The sequence below is a fragment of the Flavobacterium taihuense genome (assembly GCF_019351435.1).
GTDB classification, from domain to species: Bacteria; Bacteroidota; Bacteroidia; order Flavobacteriales; family Flavobacteriaceae; genus Flavobacterium; species Flavobacterium taihuense.
Window position 1 is genome coordinate 171,072 of the sequence record NZ_JAHWYN010000008.1, and the last position, 25,668, is coordinate 196,739.

Genomic DNA, 25,668 nt, shown 5'->3' on the forward strand with positions numbered 1-25,668 from the left:
AATAAATTACTGCATCTGGGTTTGATAAAAAACTGCCCATCTCCTCTCCGTCTTTCCACTTCAGAAAATAATGTCCGTCAAGTGATATTTATTAATTCAAATTTTCCATCTTTTACCCAAAAAAACTAACTTAAACTTTTGAATTTGGAAAGCTTTGACAAAAGAAACTAATTCTAGAACTCGAGAAGACAAGCAGTAAAGAACAAAGGATTAATCTTATTGATACTCAACTACTATCATTCCCCAGTATTGCAGCGATGGGACTTTGAAAACCAGATAACTACCCACTTGACTAAAACTAAGTTCTTTTGAAGCACCCCCATCCAAATCAGGTGAAGCGTACCATACTTTAGAAACTGTTTGATTATTCTGCATATTCATAGTCAGATTCTTTTTAACCACAGGAACAGCTTGCTCACCATTTGTATCTCTCCAGTTCAAACTGTTTGCATTGGAAAAATTAACCAGATGAATAATTTGTTTGTTCCCAACTTTTTTACCAACAACAGATACACTTGAAGCAACAGGAGGCCAACTATTCAGATTTACTTTTCCGTCTCCTGAAATTAAAACAGGATTATTGAAAGTTCCCCCATCCCTTAATAAATTCTGATAACCGACCAAGAAGTCGTAATATTTTGGAAGCTTTTTATTCAACTCCCCATCCATTTGTAAATTGTTATTGGGAAAGTATTCTTTTGCCAACATATGCTCTCCTAATTCTAAATGAGAACCCCCAAAAGCAAAAATTACCGCATCAGTCAACAATACACCCGGAGTATTAAAAAAACCAGTTCCATTTGCTTTATCATAATCCATGTAGGCCGCCAAAACTGTATTGAGTTTATTATCTGAAAGTGTATTATTTTCTTGAATGATTTCTGCTAAATCCTTGAAACCGTCTCGTGGTCCCCATACCTCAGTGTAAGCCACATCAACAGGCGCTCTTAAAATATTCGTCTGCCCGTATTGAGCCACCGCATTAAGCATGTTCTTTTTGTTAGGGAATTTAGCTTTCAGATTTTGCAGAAAAGGAGTAAATGTTTCATTCAACGCTACAGAATTTCCGTTGTAATCATATACATTACCCCTGTTTCCCAACTGATCCAAATGCCAACCATCAAAATTCAGATTCTGGTATACCAAATTTGTTTTCTCGAAAATGTAGTTTTGCCAATCCGTATTTCCGGGATTGGTCACCAAAATGTCGCTTTGCCAGGAATCCGGCAAATTATGTTTATCAATATTGGAATGATTCTGATCCTTGTACAAAAGCCACTGGCTCGAAACACCGTCAACGCTGTAATCGTCCCACGCTCCATAAAGCAAATTGTAACTCATAGAAGCCATATTTATACCATGCGCTTTTTCAATATAATTTTTAACGGTACTAAAAGCCATATTCCTTCCAGCAATATCTAACCAACTTGTGGCGGGGCTGTTCCCGCTCATTTTCAAAGGTGAGTGGTGCTTGTTCCCCCAGTCATAATATTGCAGGGCGTTAATATGATATTTTTTTAGGTTATCAATTGTTGAGGAAATCTGACTGTCGCTTATAGTCCCAAATTCAGATAAAAAGCCATATCGTGGAAATTTGGTCCAATCTGAGGATACGTCAACGGCAACCGTACCTATAATAACTTCAGCGCCGTCAACTGTTTTATACAACTCCACCAAATATCCTCTATAATCATCCGCTGGAGGAGTCCATGTCCAAGTCTTCGTCGTCAAAGGCTGCTCTGACAGAATTTTGTTCAAATATTTATATCTGATTGTACTATTTTCAGATAATTTATCTATACTGAAAGCGACAGCGTCACCGGGAGCATATTTTGCTTTATCTGCTTTAATTACTGCCTGTGTCTCCACAGAAGTTTCTTCGGGAGTGTAATTAAAATCCTTATCCTTATTATCGCAATTGACAAAAAGCAAAGCCAATAATAGGGACTTTACTATACTTGCATTTTTTTGTTTCATCTTTAACTTATATTTAAATTTTAGAATAGACCGGATCATTACTCTAATGACCCGGTCTTAAACTTTTATTATTGATGCACAATAGTCATCGACTGCGTATCTAGGTTGATCGTCATCTGATACAAACCTGCGTTGCCGGTCTGTAATTTCCATTTATTGTCCGGGCCATTACAACCATGGGTAACAATATAATTCCCATTTGATAAAGATTGATTTGCTGTAGCTGCATTGATCCAATCTCCATCACACCAATCTCCATAGAATTTTGAAATTTTAAATTCTCCGGTGGCGTTACTTTCACCCAATGGTCCGCTATATGTAAAATTACCATTAGTATATCCCATAGCAACAGGGCTTGCAATGTTCCATCCGTTTGGACCTCCATCACCAACAATGTATAAATTAACTTTTTGTATATGGATAGTGTTCGCTTGTGTATCCAACGTTATTTTATACCTACCCACATCGGATGCCGATATTTTCCATTTATTATCCACATCGCAACCTGAATTCTGAGCGACAGCCGTTGAAGACAAAGCTTGCCCATTTGTTAACGGCCTGAACCATTCTCCACACCAATTCCCTAATGGGCCTGCAAAAATTTTGAAATCTCCCTGCACAAAATTGGCTTCATAAGTAAATACAAAAGGATTATCCTCACTCTGCGTAAATGCCTGCGGAGAATCTACCGTCCAACCACTTGGTGAAGCATCCCCAACCATCCAAATTTGTGTAAATGAAGGGCCACTTATTGCTTCAATGACAATAGTCAATTTCAACAAATCTGCCGTGATTTTATATTGACCTCCCTGTGTAATTTGCCATTGTAAATCATCTCCACTTCCACCAATATTATGAACCATCATTGCATCGTCTGAAGCGCTTTTGGTATAAAAATCCTGACACCAGCAAGCATCCCTGTTTATCGGTAATTTAAAAGATCCAGGGCTTAGGATTCCCTGATAAACGAATTTCCCTGGAGAGGATGTGGACGGAGTGAGCGCTATTGCTTTGGTTACATCCCAACCAGCCGAAGTGGCACTGCCTATTATATACAGCTCTTTTGAAACCGGCAAATACGGCGTGATTACGAAAGTGGTAACAGCTACTTGGGGTGCAGCTGTTGACTTTGTAACGGTAGCCTTAATCCTTGCCTCAAACTTTTGGGATGTACCCGGAGTAATGCCAAATGTGTTCAACATAATAAAGTTGAGAGTTACCGCATTAATGGAAAACGAGAAATTATTGGTTCCCATCTCATATTCTAATGGTGTTGCAAAATTATTTCCCTCTTTATCAATCTGTAATACATAACTAATGGAAGCACTTGTCCCATAATTGGTTCCTGTTGTCCAATTAAAAGTGAGGTTCTCGTTAGGTTTGCTTTCATCTAAAACCATTTCTGGACTGGAAACAGTCAATGCCAATTCATTATTGTTATTCAAAATAGGATCGTTAAAGGAATCCTCACAGGATGTATTCAGTAATGCTATAAACATAGCACCAAGAATAGTCAGCGTTCTTATAAAAATTTTTCTCATAATACTGTTTTTTAATAACCTGGGTTTTGGGTTAATTTTGGATTCTTGTCTATCTCTATTTGGGGAATTGGAAACAATAAATGTTTTTGGGTCGCATTGGTTTTTCCGATGGAATGAAGAAAATCAAGCCCGTATTGGCCTTTATTCACTCGTATAAGGTCAAACCATCTTTGCCCTTCAAAAGCAAATTCCATTCTTCGTTCACGTAAAACGGCTTTCCTAAAATCGGCTTGACTTAAGCCTACTGTCACATCAGCCAGACCTGCCCTTTTCCTAACTCGATTCAAAGGAGCTTCGGCTTGCGCTGTTTGACCCAGTTCGTTCAAAGCCTCTGCTTTCATTAGTAAAATATCGGAAAATCGCAGTATCGGAAAATTCAAAGGGCTATTATCATAAGAAGGCGAAACACTTAGAGGTATCAAAAATTTTCTGACGTTGTAGCCGGTATAAGAATAAGAAGCACTGTACGCCTTTCCGTCAAATGAAGGAGATCCTTCATACAATACCGTCACATCTTTTCTATTGTCATTGGGTTCATAAGAATCAATAAACTCCTGCGTAGGCTGATTCCAACCGTAACCTCCTCCTACGAAATTACTTCCTCTAGGCCCCATAAAAGTACTAGACCAAGATGCCTGATTTTCGTCGCTCCAAAAACTATAACCTCCATCACCTTCATATTGAACCTCAAAAAGAGACTCGCGAGAATTTTCTGTAGAGGGATTAAAATTATCTCCATAATTAAGATTTAAATTAAATCCTAAACCTTCAATTTGTGTGGTTAAATCAACTACTTTTTGCCAATTATTCCCAAGCGTTAGGTATACCTCGGCTAATTCCCCCAAAGCAGCTCCTTTATTGGCTCTTCCGATATCACTTCCGCTATATTCGCTTTTATTAGGTAATAATTCAACTGCCTTTTCTAAATCGGCAATGATTTGTTGGTAAATTAAATCTTTGGAAACCCTTGCCGGAAATAAATCATCATCCGAGCTTTGGGGAGTCGTGATTAAAGGTAAGTCCCCAAAATAACGTACTAAAACAAAATAATAATGAGCTCTCAAAAAATGGGCCTCTCCCAAACTACGATTTTTTATATTTTGATCTATCACCAAATCAGGAGCCACTTTTAAAATAATATTGGACATCAATATTCCCGGCCATGGTCCTCTCCAAATATCCAATACTCCCGCATTATCTGTAGTGGTCACAAAGTTGGACATGTCCTGAGTTTCAATTCCGTCAGATCCTCCTCCTGCACCCACGATACTGTTACCTGCCATAATATCAGAAGTCCACATTCTAAGATTATATAATTTTGGTCTTTGCATAGGCTGATAGGCCCCATTCACCAATGTGATCAATTCTTCTGCATTGGCTGGATAATTTGAAGTGTTTATCGTATCCAAGGGTGCTTTATCCAAGAAATCATTGGAACATTGTGTACAAGCAAAAATTACCAGTACAAAAACTATTTTTTTTAAAAATTTCATGTTTTCTATTTATTAAAATCCAACATTTAAACCTAGTGAGATAGTGGTTGTCAATGGATATACATTATTATCAATTCCATTAGTTGCAACCTCAGGATCAAATCCCGTGTAATCAGTGAATGTGTACAAATTCTGTCCTGACACATATACTTTTACATAATTAAAGATTTTCTTTCCTTGCAAATCCATTGGTATATTATAAGAAAGAGTTACATTTTTAACTCTCAAATAAGAACCATCTTCAATATATCTTGATGAAGCTCTGTTGTTATTGTTTGGATCCCCATAAACTGCTCTTGGCATACTGTTACTGGTACCCGGGGCAGTCCATCGATCTAAAACAGCTGCCGACTGGTTGGTGGTAATTGACATTGCCTCAGTGTAAAGGCGGTTGGCATTAAATATTTCATTACCATACACTCCTTGCAGATAAATACCTAGACTTAAACCTCCATAAGTAAAAGTGTTATTCAATGAGCCTGCAAAATCAGGATTGGGATTCCCAATAAAAGTTCGATCCGCATCAGTAATTAAACCATCATTATTTAAATCTTTGAATCGAATATCACCTGGTGAAGTACTGTTACTTGGAGAAGTTCCAGGCACTTGAACAGCATGATTTTCAATTTCAGTTTGCGTTTGAAAAACTCCATCCTGAACAAAACCATAGAATACATTAACAGGATATCCTTCCTGAATTCTCGATACATTATAATTTAATCCAAGACTCCCCGTAATCAGAGGAACATCTCCATTTAAATCAATTACTTTATTTTTATTGGCTGAGAAAACAAAATCAGTCGTCCATGAAAATTTTTCATTCAAAATGTTCTTGGTATTTATTACTACCTCAACACCCTTATTTTGAATTTTACCCGCATTGATGTATGGAACATAAATATCTGAATAACCTGACGTGACCGGAACTGCTTGTGGGACTAACATATCATTGGTATTTTTTATGTATCCATCCAGTACCACATTAATTCTATTATCAAAAAAATTCGCGTCAATACCCACATTAAATTGTTCCTGTTCTTCCCATTTCACATTAGAATTTGGTAAAACCGTTGGGATAGCAGCACTAACATAAGAACCATTAAAATTATACAGATAGGTATTATAATTGGATGAAAAAGAATAATTCCCAATTTCCTGATTTCCGGTAATTCCATAACCGAGTCTTAATTTCAAATCATTAATAACTTTTGATTTGAAAAAACCTTCGTTTGAAATTCTCCAGGCTAATGAACCCGATGGAAACGTTCCGTATTTATTTCCCTCACCAAATCTGGAAGAGCCGTCTCTACGTATTGTTGCTGTTACATAATATTTGCTTTTGTAATCAAAATTACCTCTTGCGAAAGCAGAAAATATAGCCCATTCAGAACCACTGCCATGCAAAGTTGTTTGATCTATTCCGTTATTTAAGGTTTGTGTGCTTTCACTTGGAAAATTTTGAATAGATCCATTGATATATTCAAATTTGTTTTCTTGGGCACTTGTTCCCACTACCCCCGTCAGATTTATTCCACTATCAAACTTTTTTTGGTATGTCAAGGTATTATCCCAAAGTAAAGTGACGGATTGGTTTGCTGATTCATACAAATAAGCGTTTTCACTTCCTTTAGTGTCCCATTGATACGATGGTGCCCATGTTCTATTTTTCCAAAAATTAGCTTCAGCACCCAAAAGAGTTTTAAACTTTAAGTCTTTTAAAAAGGTAAGTTCTCCAAATACATTCCCTTGAAAGTTATATCCTTTAGTATCATTATCTATTATTGTGGCTTTACCGATAGGGTTATCCACATCACCGGAATAAAGAGGCTGCCCAACGGGACCAGAAAAATCACCGTCTTCTCTATAGATAGGCTGTGTAGGTAAGGATGACAAAGCATTTTGAATACTAAAATCCCCTTGCTTTTTCACATCATAATTTAATTTAATACTACTCCCAAATTTTAGATTCTCGGAGATTTTAGTATCACTATTAAACTGTGCGATGTATCTTTTATAATTAGTGTTCAGAACGATACCTTTCTGGTCAAAAACATTAAAGGAAGTATACACTTTAGATTGATCATTTCCTGACATATAGGATAACGTATAACTATTCTGAAATCCAGCATTGAAAAATGCATTAACCCAATCTGTTCCCTTTCCTAAAGAACTTGGGTTTTGAAAATCTGGATTAGCCGTTAAACCTGCATTGGTAAGAATTTCGTTGTGAAGACTAGCAAATTGGGACGCATCCAAAACTTTCAGCATTTCCGTTGCTTGAGATACACCGGAAGACACATCAAAAGTTACCGATGCTTTTCCTATCACCCCTCTTTTTGTGGTGATAATAACCACACCATTAGCACCTCTGGAACCATAAATAGCTGTAGAAGAAGCATCTTTTAATACTTGCAGACTCTCTACGTCATTCATGTTGACCTGATTCAATCCACCATTTAAAGGCATTCCATCAACCACGATCAAAGGATCATTATTGCCTATAGTCCCCGTACCACGAATTCGAAATGTTGGATTGCTTCCTGGCTGACCTGAAGAAATAACTTGAACCCCAGCTGCACGCCCTTGAATAGCTTCTCCAATATTAGCTACGGGTTGTTTGGTTAAATCGGCCATTTTTACTGTGGATATCGATCCGGTGATATCCTTCGACTTCATTTGACCATAACCTATTACCACCACAGTGTTCAAGGTTGTTGATTCTGGTGACAATTTAATCTGCAATACATTTTTTCCTTCTGCTTTTACTTCCACAGATTTATACCCCATATAAGAAACAATAATAATAGGGTGATCATTAGACACCGAAAAAATGAAGCTACCATCGAAATCAGTCAGGATATTTACCTTGGTGTCTTTGAGAGAAACAGTCGCTCCGGGAAGTGGCTTACCATTTTCGTCCACCACCTTACCGGACAGTTTAATTTCTCCATTTTGTGCCATCATTAGTAATGACGAAAAAAGAAAAATTAAGGGCAATAGAACATTTTTTGTCCTACCAGATGAAATAATTTTCATAATACATTAATTTTTTGGTTAGTTAAAATAGCATTTGATTGTGTTAATACAGAACACATTCAGTACAAAAATGCATAAATAACCTAGTGGGAATACCACTCAAAAAAAACGTATAGAAAAATATAGATTATTTACATTGAAAAAAATAAACAATGTATTGATTTATAGTTTTTTACAATTTTAAAACATGTAAATATCATATAGAAAAAAGAACATTTTTTATAACTTTAATGTAGTGTTTTTGATTAATTTTTGATCAAAATCGTCCTTATTTATTACCGAATTGTTACGGATTTTGGTTTTATATGCATAAATTGAATTTATGGAATACCCTAAAATCTGAGCTATAATTTCATTATGCGTAATTCCAAGTCGAATTAAGGCATAAATTCTTAGCTCTTTTGTCAAAAACTGTTCCTTACTTAATTTAATTTTGTGCTCTTCTTTCATTAAGTAGTTAAATTCTTCAATAAAATTTGGAAAAAGATTTATAAATGCCGTATCAAAATTTTCTAAAAGTTTTTCTTTTTCCTTTTTTAAATTATAATTGGAAATACTACGTTTTACTTTTTCATAGTTTTCCTCGTCAACATGGTTCTTCACACTAGTCATAAAAGAATTAAACTTCTCAAAAATTCCGTCATATTGTGTAAAAAATAGCCCCAAATATTCTTCCTTAATTTTATTGGCCTCCAAAAGCTGTTTATTTACTTGTTTTATCTCAAAATTTTTAGATTTAATTTTTTCATTCACATTTCTTAATTGCATATTGGTACTTTCGAGATTTTGATGTGCAACGGCAATAATTTTCTTTGCTCTGTTTAGTTTTCGATTTTGTCTGTAGATAATAAAAACCAAACAAATGGCAAAAACTAAAAAAATGCTCACAACAATATATTGCCAATAAATTCGTTGCTTTTCCTTTTCAACAATCAGAAGAATCTGCTCTTCAATAAGTGGCAAAATAGCGCCCACTTGTATTTTACGCTGTTGCGCTCCATAAAAAATAGCATCTTCGTTGGCTTTTTTAATAAGTAGAGATGCATTTTGAAGATCACCTTTTTTAAATAGCAGTTCAGAAAGCTTAATAATCGCCAAAGATTCTTTAGTTGCAGTTTCAATATCAAAAATTACCGCTTTCTTAAAATGAAAAATAGCTTTATCATCTTTTCCCTGTTTCTTATACAAATCACCCAACATATAATGAACCAAGGCTTGGTCGTGGGGTATATTCTTTTTCTTTAAAAGTATAGTGAATTCATCAACGGCTTCTTCTAGCTGATTATTCATAGATTTGTTAAATGCTTTTAAAAAGTAATGAAAAAAATAACCCTTTTCTGTTAAAGAAAGTGCTTTTTCCCTATACTTACGTGCCAGTTCGACATAGTCTTTATAAAAATAAGGCGTATTACTGTATTCTGCCATATCTCCATAACAGCGTCCTAACACACCATAATAAAGACTCCCATAAGTAGAATCAGTTTCATTAATGCTCAAAGGCTCTAAAAAATCCAAGGCTTCTTTGTACATTCCTGATGAAACACAAATATCAGCCAAATTCATATTGGCATCAGCTATCAGTGATTTATCATTTATTTTAAGTGCCAAATTTTTAGATAGAATACCATAGTAAAAAGCCGAATCTCGTTTAAAAAATTTAAATTGATAAAACATTTGTTCATTCAAACGATATCGAGCCAACAGGTTATCTTTTTCTGTTTTCTTTAAAAGACTTCTAACACTATCAATCTCAAATATTCTTCTCCGATCAAATTTTGAAGAATTCTTTATGATTTGATCCAGATCTTTAAAAGTATTTTTGGTTTGACTTATTCCTATTGTAGAGGTAAGAAAGCAAACAATAATTATTTTTTTTAATAGGTACAACTCTCTCATAGTTTTATTCAATGTAAAGGATAAATTAAATGTGAAATCTATATATGCAAACTTTCCAAATAAAAATACAGTTGCATTAAAATAATTTTTCCTTTTAAATTCTAGAGCTTTATATTTATTAAACCAAAATTGGGATTATGACAATTTTAGTAGGAAAAAATAAAAGGAAAAAATTAAGTTCATTATATTTTAAAAAAAAAATCATAATAGACTCTTTTAATATGTAATTAAAATATATAATTTTAGAATTTTAATTAGACAAAAAAATATTAGTGATTAATAGCTAGACCAACCCAAAATATTAATATATGTATTGCAAATAACTAATTATTAAAAAATATTCAATATAATATTCAAAGATATATAGTCTAAAAATTATTTTAGAGTTTAGAAGTCATAAGTTTGTCCTGACCTGAAAAAAAAACCTGTCTGCATTTGAGGTCAATCATCAAATACAGGCAGGTAAATTAGTTATGATTTAGATTTTTATTCTAACTCATTTTTTACTCAATTAAAAGTCTTTTAACTAAAATAAGATCATTCCCTCTCAAAGTTATCAGATAAACACCAGTCTTAAGAGTTGACGTATTCATTTCATGCATACCTCCTCCCATTACTTTTTCTTCTTTTAGAATCTGACCCGTTAAATTGGCTAGTTGTATTTCGACAGAAGTATCTTTAAATTTTCTAAGATCAATGTTGACTAATTCTTTAGCAGGATTTGGGTAAATTGAAACTAGCCCTTCGTCTTCTTCTTCAATTGCGAGTTTTGAAGGATTCATAGCTTGTTTATATGTAACTGTTCCTCCAGAAGTCGTCACCGTTACATTCTTAAATACGGCTGTAGCCAAAGTTGCAGTTGTATGAGAACTTACAGCAAGCCCTATATAAACCTGGGTTCCTAATGAAGTAGTCAGATTGGTGCCTACCTGTGTCCATGTAATACCATCTAAAGATCTGAAGCTTGAGACAATATTGCCCAAGCGTTTAATCCTTACCCAATAAGGTGACGAAAAACCAGTTGCACCAGTTGCAGTTGTGCTTCCTCCGGTAGAAGCTCTGCTTTGAAATGTAATTCCATTCGATGGAGTTATCGCAGTAAAAACATTTTTAGAATTAGCGTTCAAGGTTGATCTGATCATTACACCAGCTTTTGCCCAAGGATCTGTATTGTTCAAGGATTCAACACGTGCAGTAACTGTAACATCTCCTGAAATAGATTGGTAAATATAATGGAATGCATCTGACGTGCCTTGAATGTCCGCACCTGCACCAATATTGCTGAAAGATCCGCTCGAGTATAAAGCATTGCCTGCAAGATTTACAGTTCCAATATCGCTATGGAGCCAAGGCGCTGGAAGAGGAGGGCTAATAGTATAGACCGCCTGTGCTATATTTGAATTCGTCATTCCTGATTTTGATGCGTATGCCTTTATAGTAGAGGAGGCGCTCACGTTAATAGGGCTAGTATAAATCGGTGATATATTAGTAGGTGTACTTCCATTAGTTGTATATCTGATAACAGCTCCTGCTGTAGTGGTGGAAAGTGTTACTGACTGTGGTGAGGTATAGGTACCTGCTACTGGACTAAAAGTAGGAGTAGCTACAGTACCTCCTGTATTAATTGAAACATCACTATATGTGGCTGTGGCCAGGGTACCAATATTGTGTGAAGTCACTGCCAATCCGACATAAAATGTAGAAGGTAGCGTTACTGTAACTGCCACACCAATTTGTGTCCAGATTAAGCCGTCTATAGATCTGAAACTTGATATAGTATTTCCTATTTTTTGAAGTCTAACCCAAACAGGTGACGAAACGTTTGCAGCAGTAGTTGAGGAAGTTGAACCACCGTTGGTTGTTCGTTTTTGGAACATTGCTCCGTTTTTTGGCGTTACGGCAGTCAAGGTATTGATTGCATTAGCAGCAGTTGTTGATCGGATCATCACACCTGCTTTTGCCCAAGGATCGGTATTGGTCAAAGATTCAACACGTGCAGTAATTGTAACATCTCCTGAAACAGGCTGATAAATATAATGGAATGCATCTGTAGTGCCTTCAATGTCTGCTCCTGCACCTGTATTGTTGAAAGATCCTCCTGAGTATCCCGCAGTACCTCCTACATTTACGCTTCCAATATCGCCATGTAACCAAGGGCTTGGAGGTGGAGGATTAATCCTGTAGATAGCTTGAGATATATTTGAATCGACCATTCCGGATTTTGTCGCATACGCTTTTATTGTCTTTGATTCAGTGACACTTATTGCACCACTATAGACGGCAGAAGAAGTATTTGGGGTACTCCCATCAGTAGTATATCTTATAACGGCTCCTGCCGTAGTAGTTGAAAGTGTAACTGACTGTGCTGAGGTGTAGGTTCCTCCCACAGGACTGAGGACCGGAGAGACAACCTTGTTTGAAACTGTAGGCGAAATACGAATAATTTTACAACCGTGTGCTGGAATGCTGACGCTATAAGCGGTAATAGTACCAAGATCAGTGTGTTCCCACAAGTCCCTTGCATCAGATGATGCAGTTAATCCAAGATCTGTTGCGAAATTTATACTTCTCGTTTGGACTGTGTTTTCACGGTTGAATAGTCCGACAATCCAATCTCCATTAGACATTTGTCCTTTCCACACCTGACTGTTTACATTAGTGGGGTCGCTGCTTACTGGCTTGCCCACAAATTTATCCTGGTTGAGAGCTAGCATTTCGGTGTTTTGATAAAGCCATAAATTTGTTCCGATAGTATTGTATTGATCAGCTGGTGTTACTGGTCCTCCAGCTAGTAAGTTAGCTGATATGGCAGTCTTTTTTTCTTCATCATTAGCGAAAGTATTCAGCCTGATAAAATCCCCGTCTAAAGTAATTTTATCGCGACCAGCAATATAGGACCAATATGCTAGACCATCCATTGTATTACCCCATTGTGACCATTCAGTACGCCTTACTCCTCGATCAAAATTATTGAATCTTTCCCATTCACCAGTGGCACAATCATCATTAATTCGAATCATGTGACCATACTTTTGCTCTAATTCGGCTTCGTTATTAAGATTAGGCATTACAAGGCTTAGCAACATTCCATTAGCATCGCAGGCTTCCCTCATCCAACGTAGAGCTTTCTCATAATCCGCTTTTGGTCTGGCAGGACCAACAATGCCCATATTACGGTCATAACCTGATTCATACCATGAAAGAAAATCTACTCTTAAAAATTTAATACCCATATCCGCAAAATGCTGTACATACCCTTTTACATATTCTTCTGCACCGGTATTGTTAACCTGAACCCAAGTAAACCAAGTAGCATTTTCTGATGTATTAATAATGTTTGATAATGGAATATTTGTTCCCTTGATTTTTGCACCAGCATCTGCTGCTGTTCTACTAACCCAAAGCGGATTCTGATACATTCCAAGTGTCATCCCACGTGATTGCAAATTAGCAGACCACCATGCAAAATCATGGCTCCATTTATCGGAGTGAGATGTTAGGTATCCATTTTGATCATAAGTTATATTTGCAGCAATGTCTCCCCATCCATCTATGCAAATCATATTGTAACCATAAGGTTTTAGATTTGCCTCTACCCAATCAATATTCTGTGACCAAACATCTTCAGGGATAGAACTATTATTGGTATAGCAATATTCGTAAACGCTCCAGTACAAAGGAGCTTTAAAAGGATTTGGGGGATTTATTTGCGCAACAACTGTTGCAGATACAATGTGAAAAACTATAAGTAAGAAAAATTTAAAACATATTATTGGATCAGAATAAAAACCCTTCTTTTTATTAGCTCTATTGGGCTTATTATTTTTGCAATTATGTGTTAATTCTGGTTTCATAAATTTAATGATTTTGGGTTGTGATAATACAGACCTGTTGTACAAATACATTTAGATGCCCTAACTTTTGTTAGCATAACGATTATTGGTTTTGTGAATTTTTTCATTTTAAAAATAATTTTGGTTTTAAGGTTATTAATAATTTTACTTTTACGAAATCGATTTATATAATAATCTAGATTTTTTCACTATTTCTATTTTGAACTGGCAAAAAAACATCTTTATTACAGTCATATTCCAACACTATCAATATCTAATTGATGGAAGATTAATTTTTTAAAACTATAATAAACATATTGTTAAATAATTTTATGCCTTAGTAAAATCATATGGGAATCATCTTAAAAAATAAGTTTTGGTAAACTCTTTATATGATATAATGATTTTGAGTTTAGCTAATTAACTAATGAGTATATTGTTTTTAGAATATCATCGAAGTAAAATTGCATAAATAACTTTAAGCGAATACCTAAATAAAATTGCATATAGAAAAAAACATATAAATACTGAACGTAATTACTTGTTTTTTAATTAATTACAAAAAGCAAAGCATAGGGTCCTGTATAGAAAAAAACTTTTTTAAAGCTTTAAAGTTATTTTCATGAGCAGTTTTTTTATCAAAATTATCTTAGTTTATTATAGGATAATTTCAATTTTTTGTTTTGTAGCATATGATAGGTTAAGAAAATGCTCTAAAATATTAGGTATAATTTCATTTCATGTAATTATCAACTCAATTAATTTTCAAATTCGTAACCGTATTTAATATCTGAAAGCTGAGAAAAAGTTAATCTACATTTTTCTGTACTTCATTATCATGACATATAATATTAATTACAACTAGCAGACATAAAAACACCTTTCTTTAATGCCTAAAGAAAAGGCTGAAAGAACCTAGGACATGTTATACATCCAATCACACAAGCGCTAAGATAATCCGGCACTCAGATAAGGAATGAGAAGTTGAATATTAAAAAAAACAAATAAACGCATCCCAATCAAACAGATTGTTTATCAAATTACTTTAAAAAAAGAAAAGTTCCCCAACTAATTTTACGAAGTCGCAATTTTGTTAAAAAAATTCCTCTGAGTAAAAACTCAAAAGGACATTTTTGAAATCGATATTTTCTGAATTGAACGCATTTTTTAAAGTTTGATCTATCAAACTATTGAAGAATTCAACAAACTAACTAATTACAAAACTGTAGCTTAACTTTTTGTCTGCATGTCCAGGATTAGGGGGTTGTAAGTTGTCTGTTGTGAGGTATGAGACACTACCAAGAAATAGTTATCGCAACAGACACTTTATCAGGTATTTTAATTATTCTGAATTCTAAAAGCAGTTTGTAACACTCCATACACTATCCATACACTATGTGCCGTCCTAAATTAACTATACAGATTATTAAATAAATCCTATTATAGCTATACAAATATAATTCTTAATCCTAAATTTATTATACAATTGCTTTATCATAGTTATACTTTTTAATATAGCCTTTCCATCACTTCTTTGAGTTTCTTCATTATTTTATGACAAGACTTAAAAAATTTTGGGAGTAATCGAAATAGTGGGAGAAAAAAATTCAAAAAAAAAACCCATTCCTTTCGGTTTGGGCCTTCCTTTCATTTAACGCTGTCTCTTTATAAACAGCATTAAACTATTTCTTGTGCTTCTTGACAAAAAATTTAAGTGTTATAGACATTACAAAACTGACTATAGCTCCAATCGAAGCCAATAAAACAGTTTTTAAAACATCCTCCGAATGCAAATTCGGCAATACACTCAAAAATGTACCACCAGCAGTTCCAAATAACGTTGCATTACCGGAGTGCATTTGCATGATCGTTGAGGGTGGTAATCTGGCTCACTGCTGATAGCACACCACCAGCAACAGCCAAATAACCTCCAATGGAACTAATCACAATAGGCAACGCAATAGGCGCGGCCAAAACAGTACCGCCGATAGCGGCCAATGTCAATCCAATATTCCGAATCACTTGAAAGAATTTTGGAGTTGGAGCTTTCGCTCTTTTTACTATATTCATACTCAAAATTTTAAGATTTAACAATTAATAAAACTTTTTCCTCCCGCTCTAAACTTTTATAAACTACACTTTTCAATTTGATAAAAGCTTGTCGCGATTCAAGACCTAAACCTGATCCGGAAAGTTTCGTTACAGGAGCAATACAACCCTTCAATTCTTTCAAAGCATTATTGGCGGGATGCAACAAAATACAACTTCTGTTTTCCACATTCACCACCTCCATGTGCCATCGAAACTTCTTACTGTATCGCTTTCTAACTAAATACTCCCCTTCCGGAATGCAGGAAACTCTTTTTTGATTCTCGCGTTTAGGTAATTCAATAGTATAACAAATGAATTTACCTTCGCATCCGAGTTCTCCATTAGTTCCGTCAGGGAAATACGTTCTGGATAGTACCAATACCATCTTACAATCCGTTTACCTGAACCAATGCCAATGGATTGTAAGCTCCATTTTTAAGAGGATACATGCGACCATTTACCTCTTGATAAAATTCTAATCCAAGGGCAAGGAACAAAGGTTTGCTGCTGTTTGGCGTAACCATATTCAAATGATTGATAGCAACTGTTGGAGTCATGTCCCATGGCAGCATGGCCGTTTCAGCATTCGAAGTAACAAATGTTTCTGCCTCAAAATCAATTTCAGCACCGGCCGATTTAATTTTAAAATGGGTAGTACCGCTTGGCGCAATCAGCATATTACCTGGAACAAAGGAGTCTATACCAACCGAAATCTCACCAGTAACCCGATCAATGTTTCCAACAAAAGGTGCGAATAACGTGGTAGCCAGTTTCCCGGTGATGTTAAAATCAAAACCGCTAAGCAATTCCGCTTCACCATCAATTACGTTGCGCAAACCACGTTCATTGACCAAATCGGCTTGAATCACCTTCACCATTAGTTGGGTAAGTCGGCTCACCATTCTATTGTCGGAAGAATTCAACAGCAGGCTACGCAAAGCCAAACGCAATGTTTTGCCGGCCTTGCCTGCCCTGCCAAATTCGGAACCATTCTCCCGTGTTCGCTGAAACGCAGGATCGTTCGCCATTCTCTTGGCATCAATACCCCCTTTTTCTCGGGCAATATACCCATCTTTGCTTTTATAAAAAGTAATATCCCCGATAGTACCTTTCAATTTAATTATGCCTTTCTGTTTTGCCATACTAGTTTAAAATTTAAGTTTAAAAAATGATTTCACTACTCTTTCATCCTCAATATTCGTTGCAACTAAATCCGGAATGATTTCAGCAAAGATTTCATCATTTAAAACACATTTCAAAAGGTGATGGTCAAAAACGGTACTAAAAAGCCTATAATAACCTCTTTTAGTCCGTTAAATTTACCTATATTTGTTTGGTGCGTCATTCAACCCAGCAAATGGACAGTACGCGCGAAAATAAAAATAGATAATGTATTAAAACAAAAGTGTGATAGCAGGAAACATCAGGGTATGTATTTATCCAAAAGATGTACAACGTATTACCGGTAAAACATACAGACAGGCCAGATTGTATTTAAATAAGATTAAGGACAAGCTGAATAAAGAACCACATCAATTAATTTCCATAGAGGAATTTTGTAGTTACTCAGGCCTTCAGTTAGAGCATGTTTTACGTTGTATAATCGGATAGGATTGAAAAAATGAAAAGATCTACCACACTACCATACTCTAACAATACCAGTTCAATAAGCAGTTCAAACAGCAATATTATATTTAGCACTAACAAGACAACAGCTGTTCCCTCTAGCTGTTTTTTTTGTGGTGTGTTACTTCCCATTTCAACAAATCATCTGTCTTAATTTTCCGTATTCCGCTTACTATTGTAGTAGAAAGCTGTTTTTATCTTTTCAAAGCAAAAATATCCTTTCGAAATTCCACGAAGTATTCATTTTTACACGCTAGTATTCAATGTTTTTAGAGAATTCTTCGGAAATTGGGACGCAAAACGTACAAATTTTTTTAGCCACAGATTAGCACAGATTAACACAGATTTTTCTCAAAATATTTAAGGCGACTATTTGAAAATCCATTGATCCGATAAATAGGTAGGATTAAAAAAAAGCAAAGTCATAAGACTTTGCTGAGCATCGCCTTTGCCCGTGGGATGTTTATGATTATTTACTATCTATCCTATTATAAACCCTTCTCGTCATTTAACTCTTCTTCTTCGGTTTTTTTAAAATAGTTAAATTCCTTTTCAATTTTCCTTTCATCTTTCCTGTTTTTCTGTATTAGAATGACAACTAATACAATAGCACCAATAAAGACTATCGATACTATAAACCAATTTATTTCCATAAGATTCGAATTTAAGTGTTCTACTAAAGCCATTAAGAATTAAACGAAACAAAATAAGTTGTTTTATTTTCAATATAGTAAAACTGTTTTTAAGAGCATAGCTCTAGCGTAGCACTATTATTTTTTAACAGTTTTTTCATTTTTCGATAGCATCGTTTTTTTACTCTTTTCTATTAATGATCACTAGTACCACATAAAGGTAAAAATAAATAATCAATATTTTTAATGCAATTTGATGCTAATGAAGCATTTAAACCATTAAAAACATTGAGTCACAGAATAAGGTTCGGAGTCACTTCTTTACCTCAAAATCCCTATTCAATTCCCGAATTGAACAATACACTTTTAGTTTCAAAAAATTATATGATCTAGTTTTGTTTCTCTTCCCAGCGGATATATACTTCTCGTCACTATAATTACATGAACCATCAAGCCCAACAAAAGGTAAAAAACATGTACCAGATGCTTTTCGAACTGGCAACTGGCAACCTTACATTTAGGTTACAACGAGATACCGAGAATCATCAGCTGGATGAACTTGTAGTCCTACTCAATACGACCGCCGAAAAAATGGAGTTGCTAATTTCGCAATTGGGATATATAAATCCGCATTACTCCTACCAAAACTTGGTTCGGGCTACCCTAATTCTGGACAACAACTTTACGATCAAGAGCTTCAGTCCTGAAGTGCCTATCCTTTTGGAATACCACGCTGACCAGCTTTTTGAACTGGGTTTTCACGAAATCTTAGCCAGACCATCCATTCCGCTATGGGAAGTCATTAAAGCAGCAACATCGGCCGATGTAAAAACTCATTCTACTGTTCAATTTTTGTTTCTCACATCAAGTCAGCACCTCATCCCCTCTTTCTGTACCGTTTCAAGGCTCCTGTATAGCAATTGGATTATCATCAATTCCATTACAACGATTCTTCAGGATCTCCTGCCGGAAGCAACTGATGCATCAAATTCCGTAAATAACCGCCAATCAGATGCGATACTAATTCAAAATGTCCGTACTTACATTTTAAAAAACTTAGAAAATCCGTTACCAAACACAAACGAATTGTCAAAAATGTTCCATGTAAATGAATTCAAATTAAAAGACAGTTTCAGACATTTCTTCAACACCAGTATCTATCAGTTTTACACCGAAGAGCGATTAAAAAAAGCGCAATTGTTAATCTTGCAAACTGGCATACCTTTAAAGGAAATCGCTTTTATCAGTGGGTATAATGACTACACCAACTTCTATAAAGCGTTCAAAAAACGATTCAACTATTCGCCAAGTGAATTGAAGCGCGAGAATATACAAGATAAAATATAGAAATGTAAATGGTGCAATTCAATTTTTAGCTCCCTCTTTTTTGGGAGGGGCTGGGGTGCCGTTATCCCCATTTCACTTTTGCATAGTGAAATTCCCAATACGCAAACAACTATCGCTTTAATAATCAGAATTTTACAACACAAAAATAAAAAAATACTGATATGAAACTATCGATTTCACAAACCAATAAAATTGCAGCATTCATCTGTTATTTGTACATACTCTTATTTACCTATGCAGCAGTAAGCAAACTGCTTGATTTTGAAAACTTTCAAGTCCAATTAGGACAGTCCCCGTTGCTGAGTGCTTTTGCTGGTTTTTTATCGAGGTTCGTTCCAATACTAGAACTCCTTATTGTAGTAATGCTACTTTTTCCCCGATTTCGTCTTACAGCACTTTTTGCTTCCTTTAATTTGATGCTGATGTTTACCTCATACATCTATATCATTTTACATTTCAGCTCCTTTATTCCTTGCTCCTGTGGGGGAATCCTCGAAAAAATGGGATGGAATGAACATCTGATATTCAATATAATATTCATCCTATTAGCTATCGTTGGAATTCTAATACTACGTAATTCAGCAGTAAGAAAACTTCCAATTTCAAAGCCTCGTAACCTTGTCATTGTTTTTGCAGTATCTACTATATTAAGTATAGGGATCGTATCAGGGCTGTTCTTGGCCTCCGAAAACATAATCCACTATCATAATAAATTCACAAGACGTTTTCTTCATTTTCCTGCTGTAAAAGCGAGGGAAACCAACCTTGAGTTAAACTCTTATTACATTGCAGGTAGTGATAACAATAAAATATATCTCGGTAACACCACCGCGCAACTACTGGTAACGGTACTCGATTCTACTTTAAAACAAAAAACACAATACCAGATTGAATTGGATCACAAAAACCTCCCTTTCAAATCCGTAAAGATAAAAGTGGCAGCTCCTTATTTCTATGCTTACGATGGTTCCGTACCCTGCATTTTCATGGGAAATATTAAGGACTGGAAAGCCAAACTGGTAAAAAAAGGAAAACAATACTTTACACTTGCAGAACCGATGGATTCAACTTTAATGGCGGTACGTACACAAAAAAGAGTTAGTGGCGAAAGCGTTATGGCTACAATAGATTTGCGTGATACTACCAAAACACAACTTAATCCAGTCCTTTTGCAAAAACAAATCGACGGTGTTTTTGATACGGATGGTCAAATGGCTTACAGCAAACAGTTGAACCGACTGGTTTATTTGTATGCGTATCGCAACCAGTACACAGTGGCTGACAAAAATCTCACTATCGATTATAGGGGAAATACGATCGATACAATGAGCCATGCCAACCTCAACATTGTTACTATTAAGAGTCGCAATCAAAAAAAACTGGGACAACACCCCCTTATTGTAAATAAAAACGTTACGATATTCCATAATCTGCTCTTTGTCAATTCCGGAATACCGGGACGCTATGAAAACATAAAAATGTGGGAACAGGCAAGCATTATTGACGTATATGACATTTCAGGGAATAGCTACATCTTAAGTTTTTATATCTATAATGAAGAGAATACTAAAATGAAAAACTTTGTAGTAGAGCATTCAGCGTTGTATGCACTGATTGGCAATCGCATCGTCAGGTACAATCTGGGCAAATCCATCATCAAAAACTATCAAAACAACAAAAAGCGCACAAAATAAAAACATAAAAATCTATTGGCCAAGTAGCAGGACTAAGATCGAAAACCTGTAAAAAAGAGTAGATCATAAATTTTAAAATTTCTTATTATGAAGACTACATTTTTAAATTTAGTAATGCCAATGGCTGCAGTTGCAGTAGGATTGGCAGGAGCATTGACAACCAATGCGATGGAAAAAAGCAATAGTAAACTGGCTCCCGTAATGGGCTACAAACATGTAAGTGTTGCCATACCTTGTCAGCAGGTACAACTGTGTTCCAATAACGGAACTTTCGTCTGTACATCCGACATCGACGGAGCTAATCTCTATGCAAAACCGGGCACAACCTGTCCGAATCAGCTTTTTAGAGATACACAATAGCTAAAAGCTTTTTTTATTACAATGCCGTCTGAATCAAATTCAGGCGGCATTGTTTTTTTTATCATTATTATTTCAAGACAAATAATCAATGAGGGTCTGCAACCATCCACGACTTCAAAGGCTCATTTTTCAGATAATACCCAAACCACTCTTCGGTACGTTGCGTCAGGTCTTTTTGATGCGATCCATCCACCAATATATGACCTTCCCCGGGATAAATCAACATCGTGTGTGTTTTTCCAAGCCTTCTTAAAGCAAGATAGAATTCGATACTTTGATAGTAATTAACATGTCGATCTTCGGCGCCAGTCCAAGCTAATAAAGGCGTATGAACATTGGCTGCTTGTAACACGGAAGAATTTCTAAGGTAGCTCTCTGTATCTTCAAACAGCGATTTCCCAACCCTCAACTGGTCATATTCAGCCCGCCAAAAGTCTGGCTTTTGGTAATTTCCACCTATATACAAATAGGCGCTGACCAAATCAGTCCATGCCGCTCCTGCTATAGCCGTGGCAAATCGATCCGTTTGCGTTATGATGAAATCCGTTTCATACCCGCCAAAAGAATGACCAATCAGGCCAATCTTCGAAGGATCAACTAAACCTTTTGCAATTACAGCATCAGTTGCGGCCAATACACAGGCAGTAGCCGATGAACCCACTTCTCCCAACTCATATACGATATCAGGACGCAAAACAAAATAACCCTGTGCGCTAAAATTGCTGATATTGAACCCACCCTCTTCAAACACCGTGGGATTACTATAATCATGTAGATACTGAAACTGACGCTGGTAAATTTGAACCACCATCGGATAGCGCTTCCCAATCTGATAATCTGCCGGATAAATAAGTAATCCAGATAGCTGTTTCCCCTTAACAGTATAATGGATTTGCTCCGCTTTTCCCCAATGATAATCCTCCTGTTGCGGATTACTTTGAACTAATTCCCTCCCACGGGCTTTAAAATCGGATTGGAATACTATCCTTGGTGCACATTCATAGCTTTGCACAACATACAAGAAAGCATCACTGTTAACCGCTTTGAGGAATTGATTTGTTTTCTTGGCTTCCCAAACCAAAGGCTTTGCGCCTTCCCTCCTATTCCATGAATAATAACCGCTGGATCCCGTACTTTTTTCATGTGCTTCCAGAATCAATTGGTCATTAAAATGAAACTGTCCAGTATGCAATTCATAGGCATCCGTTTTAGTTTGTTGCTGGGCATTTAACGGTTTAATTCTAAAGCTGATTCCCTTTTCCCTCCCACGAGTCAATCGGACTCTGGAGGAGCCATCAGGCGAAACTTCCCAAATATCAAACTCATCATACAAAAGAATCGATTGGTCATTAGCCGTCCAACCCGGGTTCCCATAAGCCATTGGATCGCTAGGTCGATCATATTGTTCGTTAAAAAAGGATACTGATAAATTTTCAGTAATGTTGGTATGCGTTTCTTTAGCTATATCATACACCCACCAACTCCCGGCTTTAGGATACGAAATGTATTTCCCGTTAGGAGACATTAATAGAGTCATAATATCCCCCGAATGTTTTTCCAGAATCATTTTTCTTTTGCCAGTAGACAATTCGGTAATAAAAATATCCCGTACCCCATCATAATTAGACTGTGGCTCATAGGCTAGCGGATCATAGCTTATCGCATAAGTAAAGTCCCCGTTCAAAGCACCCTCTGGCAGCTTCTTATCCGTAATCTGAAAAAAGCGGTTGCTTTTTGGCCACCAAACTGCCAATTTATTCCGCTCTGCTGGCGCACCAAAAAGCTGTTTATTGGGATAAAGCAACTTATCGGCCGCATTCCATATCTGAACACCTGTTCCCGATGCCTCTGGGGTCACAGCATTTTCCTCTAATTCAAAAAAGACGCGCTCACCGTCTGGGGATAGCATAATTGAACCATTCCGCATTGAAATTTGCATATCCTGCGGAAAATCTTCCCGCCCTTCTGGAGCAAAACGAATTAGCTTTTTATCATCGGTAGTATAGTAAAACACTTTTGCATTGCTAATGTCCTGCTGCATAAAAGCAATCCTATTACCCCTCCAGCTAAGGTTTTGAAATCCTTTACTGGTATCAGTTACAATGTTGCGCTTCACAATCGTTTTTCCAAGCTCTAACATTCCAACAGAATAGTGACTAACCGAATCCACACAATAAACCAAAGCATTCCCTGTGGCATCAAGTTTCCAACTGCTCACATCAGCAATACGCCCCGCAATTTTTCCTTTCCTGTCTTTTATGACCAGCTCGCTTTTATTTTCAGCTTGCTTTAGGAACTGAAGTAGGTACTTGCCGTTTTTGGTAAAAACAAAACTGCTTACATTTGGGGTATACTGTAGGTCTCCGGTCACTAAATTTTGCATCACTAGTGTATCATGCATTTTACAGCCAAACCACTTTTCCCCGTTAAAACTTCCTTCATAACCATGTGGATAGGCATACCTGATATTCCCTTTTGTACTTTTAACGAACAAGGTATCCTTCTTCGATTCATACTGCAACTGATAACTCGCCCAATTCCCTTTATCGGAAATGGTTTTGGTTCGTAACGTACTCCACAGATGGTAATCCGCGGCGGTAAGTTGCTTTTTTTGTTTCACCTGCCCCATCATCAAGCAGGAAAGGAACAAAAAATAAATCCCCATAGACTCGAGAATAAAACGTTGGTAGGCTTTACATCTTTTTTTCATAATAGTACTTTTAATAACCATCATTTTGTGGCTCTAGATTAGGATTAAGCAACAGTTCCGATTCAGGTATCGGAAAATTACGGTCAGTACTATTCCACCCTGCCTTTAGCGGCGATAAAACAGCATCAAGTCTTCCCGTTCTTTTGAGGTCAAAAAAACGGTGTCCAAACTCCGTAAACAGTTCCAGCCGTCTTTCCGCTATAACAGCATCAATAATGGCAGCTGCGGTTGTGGCATCCGTGTCCGCCAATCCCGCTGTATGTCTGATGATGTTGAGATCTTCTTTGGCTCCAATCAGGTCTCCTTGATGTGCCCTTGCTTCTGCACGAATCAGGTATTGCTCCGCAAGACGGAACACAATCGAGTATTCCACAGAACTTCCCGTATTAGCCACGGCTTTATACTTACTGGCATGATACCATATATCCGTACCGTCTGTTACGGCTGTCGTCCAATGCTCTTTTCTTTGGTCGTCTGGACTAAAAGCTTCCATTAAAGTGTTCGATAATGCCGACAATGGCGGTGGCCCACTGACAAAACTAAAGGTCTCCGCTTCTTTGGTATTGTCACCGGGTATACTGGGCATCAGCTGCCAGATTGTAGTGGTACTTTCTTTTAGGAATACTTTATCCAAATCGGCCTCCAAAACATAAAGCCCCGTTTGGTTCAGCACAGCCGAAGCCGCATTCGACGCTTCATCCCAAGCCTCCGCATAAAGGTTTACCCTTGCCAGCAATGCCTCGGCAGTCCATTTGTTGGGACGAACCCGCTCCGCACTGACATATTCCTCAGGCAGTACGGCAATGGCTTGTTCAAGGTCTCCTTTGATAAGTGCCAAAACCTCATTTTCGGGCATGCGATGCACTACCCTGTTTTGCTCATAATCGGTCGTGCGGACATAGGGAATAGCACCAAAGCAATTCATCAAATAAAAGTGAAGCAAAGCACGCACAAAGAGCGCTTCTCCTTTCAGTTGGTCTCTGTCAGCTGTCGCAAGGGATGTCGATTTTTCCACACCGGCAATAACAGCATTAGCGGCATAAATGGAGTTATAACTGCTGTTCCACAATTCACCAACTTCACTCCCCGACGGCAATAAAGCATTATTATAAAAATTAACTTCCCCTCCATATAAGGTTAGTTCATCGGCATAAAGCCCCAACTGGCTCGAGAGTCCCGACAAGGATCCGGTGAGCAAGCCATTATCACGAATTTTAGAATAAATATCAACCATGGCTGCATTGGCCGTGGCCTTGTCTTCAAAAACAGCCGTAGCCGTAAGTTGCGAAGCAGGCAGACCCACTTCGATAAAGCTTTCGCAACCCGTCATCAAGCAAAACCCGACAGCTCCCCACACAAACCCCATAATTCTCAAAATCAAGGCACTGCAATACCGTGCATCGCCTGATACTTTATTGTTATTTTTCATTAC

General features: G+C 36.6%; 15 protein-coding genes. 3 read left to right on the top strand and 12 right to left on the bottom strand.

Features of this window, described 5'->3' with window-relative positions:
• Window positions 1–216 precede the first annotated feature (216 nt).
• From KZH69_RS11125 to KZH69_RS11170, 10 genes are all read right to left on the bottom strand, one after another.
• Complete coding sequence (locus KZH69_RS11125; RefSeq protein ID WP_219317515.1) at window positions 217–1,977, bottom strand: endo-dextranase; 1,761 nt, start codon at window positions 1,975–1,977, stop codon at window positions 217–219.
• Window positions 1,978–2,045: 68 nt separating this feature from the next.
• Window positions 2,046–3,518 (bottom strand): SusE domain-containing protein, encoded by a 1,473-nt coding sequence (locus KZH69_RS11130; RefSeq protein ID WP_219317516.1) that lies wholly within the window; start codon window positions 3,516–3,518, stop codon window positions 2,046–2,048.
• Between the two features lie 11 nt (window positions 3,519–3,529).
• Window positions 3,530–5,011 (bottom strand): RagB/SusD family nutrient uptake outer membrane protein, encoded by a 1,482-nt coding sequence (locus KZH69_RS11135; protein WP_219317517.1) that lies wholly within the window; start codon window positions 5,009–5,011, stop codon window positions 3,530–3,532.
• A 12-nt stretch (window positions 5,012–5,023) separates the two neighbouring features.
• Window positions 5,024–8,047, bottom strand: a complete 3,024-nt coding sequence (locus KZH69_RS11140) for a SusC/RagA family TonB-linked outer membrane protein (protein ID WP_219317518.1) — start codon at window positions 8,045–8,047, stop codon at window positions 5,024–5,026.
• A 219-nt stretch (window positions 8,048–8,266) separates the two neighbouring features.
• Window positions 8,267–9,943 carry a SusR family glycan utilization regulator gene (gene susR, locus KZH69_RS11145; protein ID WP_219317519.1) on the bottom strand — a complete coding sequence of 559 codons (1,677 nt, stop codon included), beginning with the start codon at window positions 9,941–9,943 and terminating at the stop codon, window positions 8,267–8,269.
• A 503-nt stretch (window positions 9,944–10,446) separates the two neighbouring features.
• Window positions 10,447–13,797 (bottom strand): chitobiase/beta-hexosaminidase C-terminal domain-containing protein, encoded by a 3,351-nt coding sequence (locus tag KZH69_RS11150; RefSeq protein ID WP_219317520.1) that lies wholly within the window; start codon window positions 13,795–13,797, stop codon window positions 10,447–10,449.
• A 1,824-nt stretch (window positions 13,798–15,621) separates the two neighbouring features.
• The gene (locus KZH69_RS11155) at window positions 15,622–15,846 is read right to left on the bottom strand and encodes a hypothetical protein (protein ID WP_219317521.1); all 225 of its coding nucleotides are present in this window, start codon (window positions 15,844–15,846) and stop codon (window positions 15,622–15,624) included.
• Window positions 15,847–15,856: 10 nt separating this feature from the next.
• On the bottom strand, window positions 15,857–16,252 hold the full coding sequence (locus KZH69_RS11160; protein WP_219317522.1) for a DUF5675 family protein: 396 nt from the start codon (window positions 16,250–16,252) through the stop codon (window positions 15,857–15,859).
• A 1-nt stretch (window position 16,253) separates the two neighbouring features.
• Window positions 16,254–17,009 (bottom strand): hypothetical protein, encoded by a 756-nt coding sequence (locus KZH69_RS11165; protein WP_219317523.1) that lies wholly within the window; start codon window positions 17,007–17,009, stop codon window positions 16,254–16,256.
• A 972-nt stretch (window positions 17,010–17,981) separates the two neighbouring features.
• Entirely contained in the window at window positions 17,982–18,146 is a 165-nt protein-coding gene (locus KZH69_RS11170) for a hypothetical protein (RefSeq protein ID WP_219317524.1), read from the bottom strand.
• Window positions 18,147–18,566: 420 nt separating this feature from the next.
• Between KZH69_RS11170 and KZH69_RS11175 the strand changes: the two genes are divergently transcribed.
• From KZH69_RS11175 to KZH69_RS11185, 3 genes are all read left to right on the top strand, one after another.
• Window positions 18,567–19,472, top strand: a complete 906-nt coding sequence (locus KZH69_RS11175; RefSeq protein WP_219317525.1) for an AraC family transcriptional regulator — start codon at window positions 18,567–18,569, stop codon at window positions 19,470–19,472.
• A 161-nt stretch (window positions 19,473–19,633) separates the two neighbouring features.
• A complete protein-coding gene (locus KZH69_RS11180; protein WP_219317526.1) occupies window positions 19,634–21,166 on the top strand; it encodes a DoxX family protein in 1,533 nt (510 codons plus the stop codon).
• A gap of 87 nt (window positions 21,167–21,253) precedes the next feature.
• Window positions 21,254–21,526 carry a DUF6520 family protein gene (locus KZH69_RS11185; protein WP_219317527.1) on the top strand — a complete coding sequence of 91 codons (273 nt, stop codon included), beginning with the start codon at window positions 21,254–21,256 and terminating at the stop codon, window positions 21,524–21,526.
• A gap of 85 nt (window positions 21,527–21,611) precedes the next feature.
• Here KZH69_RS11185 and KZH69_RS11190 read toward each other — a convergent pair whose 3' ends face one another.
• Both KZH69_RS11190 and KZH69_RS11195 read right to left on the bottom strand, forming a co-directional pair.
• Complete coding sequence (locus KZH69_RS11190) at window positions 21,612–24,236, bottom strand: alpha/beta hydrolase family protein (protein ID WP_219317528.1); 2,625 nt, start codon at window positions 24,234–24,236, stop codon at window positions 21,612–21,614.
• 10 nt (window positions 24,237–24,246) lie between these two features.
• Entirely contained in the window at window positions 24,247–25,665 is a 1,419-nt protein-coding gene (locus KZH69_RS11195) for a RagB/SusD family nutrient uptake outer membrane protein (protein ID WP_255557856.1), read from the bottom strand.
• Between the last annotated feature and the right edge of the window lie 3 nt (window positions 25,666–25,668).

Coding starts and splice junctions, on each gene's coding strand:
- KZH69_RS11125 (WP_219317515.1), bottom strand. CDS start 1,977: ATGAAACAAAAAAATGCAAGTATAGTAAAGTCCCTATTATTGGCTTTG.
- KZH69_RS11130 (WP_219317516.1), bottom strand. CDS start 3,518: ATGAGAAAAATTTTTATAAGAACGCTGACTATTCTTGGTGCTATGTTT.
- KZH69_RS11135 (WP_219317517.1), bottom strand. CDS start 5,011: ATGAAATTTTTAAAAAAAATAGTTTTTGTACTGGTAATTTTTGCTTGT.
- KZH69_RS11140 (WP_219317518.1), bottom strand. CDS start 8,047: ATGAAAATTATTTCATCTGGTAGGACAAAAAATGTTCTATTGCCCTTA.
- susR (WP_219317519.1), bottom strand. CDS start 9,943: ATGAGAGAGTTGTACCTATTAAAAAAAATAATTATTGTTTGCTTTCTT.
- KZH69_RS11150 (WP_219317520.1), bottom strand. CDS start 13,797: ATGAAACCAGAATTAACACATAATTGCAAAAATAATAAGCCCAATAGA.
- KZH69_RS11155 (WP_219317521.1), bottom strand. CDS start 15,846: ATGAATATAGTAAAAAGAGCGAAAGCTCCAACTCCAAAATTCTTTCAA.
- KZH69_RS11160 (WP_219317522.1), bottom strand. CDS start 16,252: ATGGTATTGGTACTATCCAGAACGTATTTCCCTGACGGAACTAATGGA.
- KZH69_RS11165 (WP_219317523.1), bottom strand. CDS start 17,009: ATGGCAAAACAGAAAGGCATAATTAAATTGAAAGGTACTATCGGGGAT.
- KZH69_RS11170 (WP_219317524.1), bottom strand. CDS start 18,146: ATGGAAATAAATTGGTTTATAGTATCGATAGTCTTTATTGGTGCTATT.
- KZH69_RS11175 (WP_219317525.1), top strand. CDS start 18,567: ATGAACCATCAAGCCCAACAAAAGGTAAAAAACATGTACCAGATGCTT.
- KZH69_RS11180 (WP_219317526.1), top strand. CDS start 19,634: ATGAAACTATCGATTTCACAAACCAATAAAATTGCAGCATTCATCTGT.
- KZH69_RS11185 (WP_219317527.1), top strand. CDS start 21,254: ATGAAGACTACATTTTTAAATTTAGTAATGCCAATGGCTGCAGTTGCA.
- KZH69_RS11190 (WP_219317528.1), bottom strand. CDS start 24,236: ATGAAAAAAAGATGTAAAGCCTACCAACGTTTTATTCTCGAGTCTATG.
- KZH69_RS11195 (WP_255557856.1), bottom strand. CDS start 25,665: ATGAAAAATAACAATAAAGTATCAGGCGATGCACGGTATTGCAGTGCC.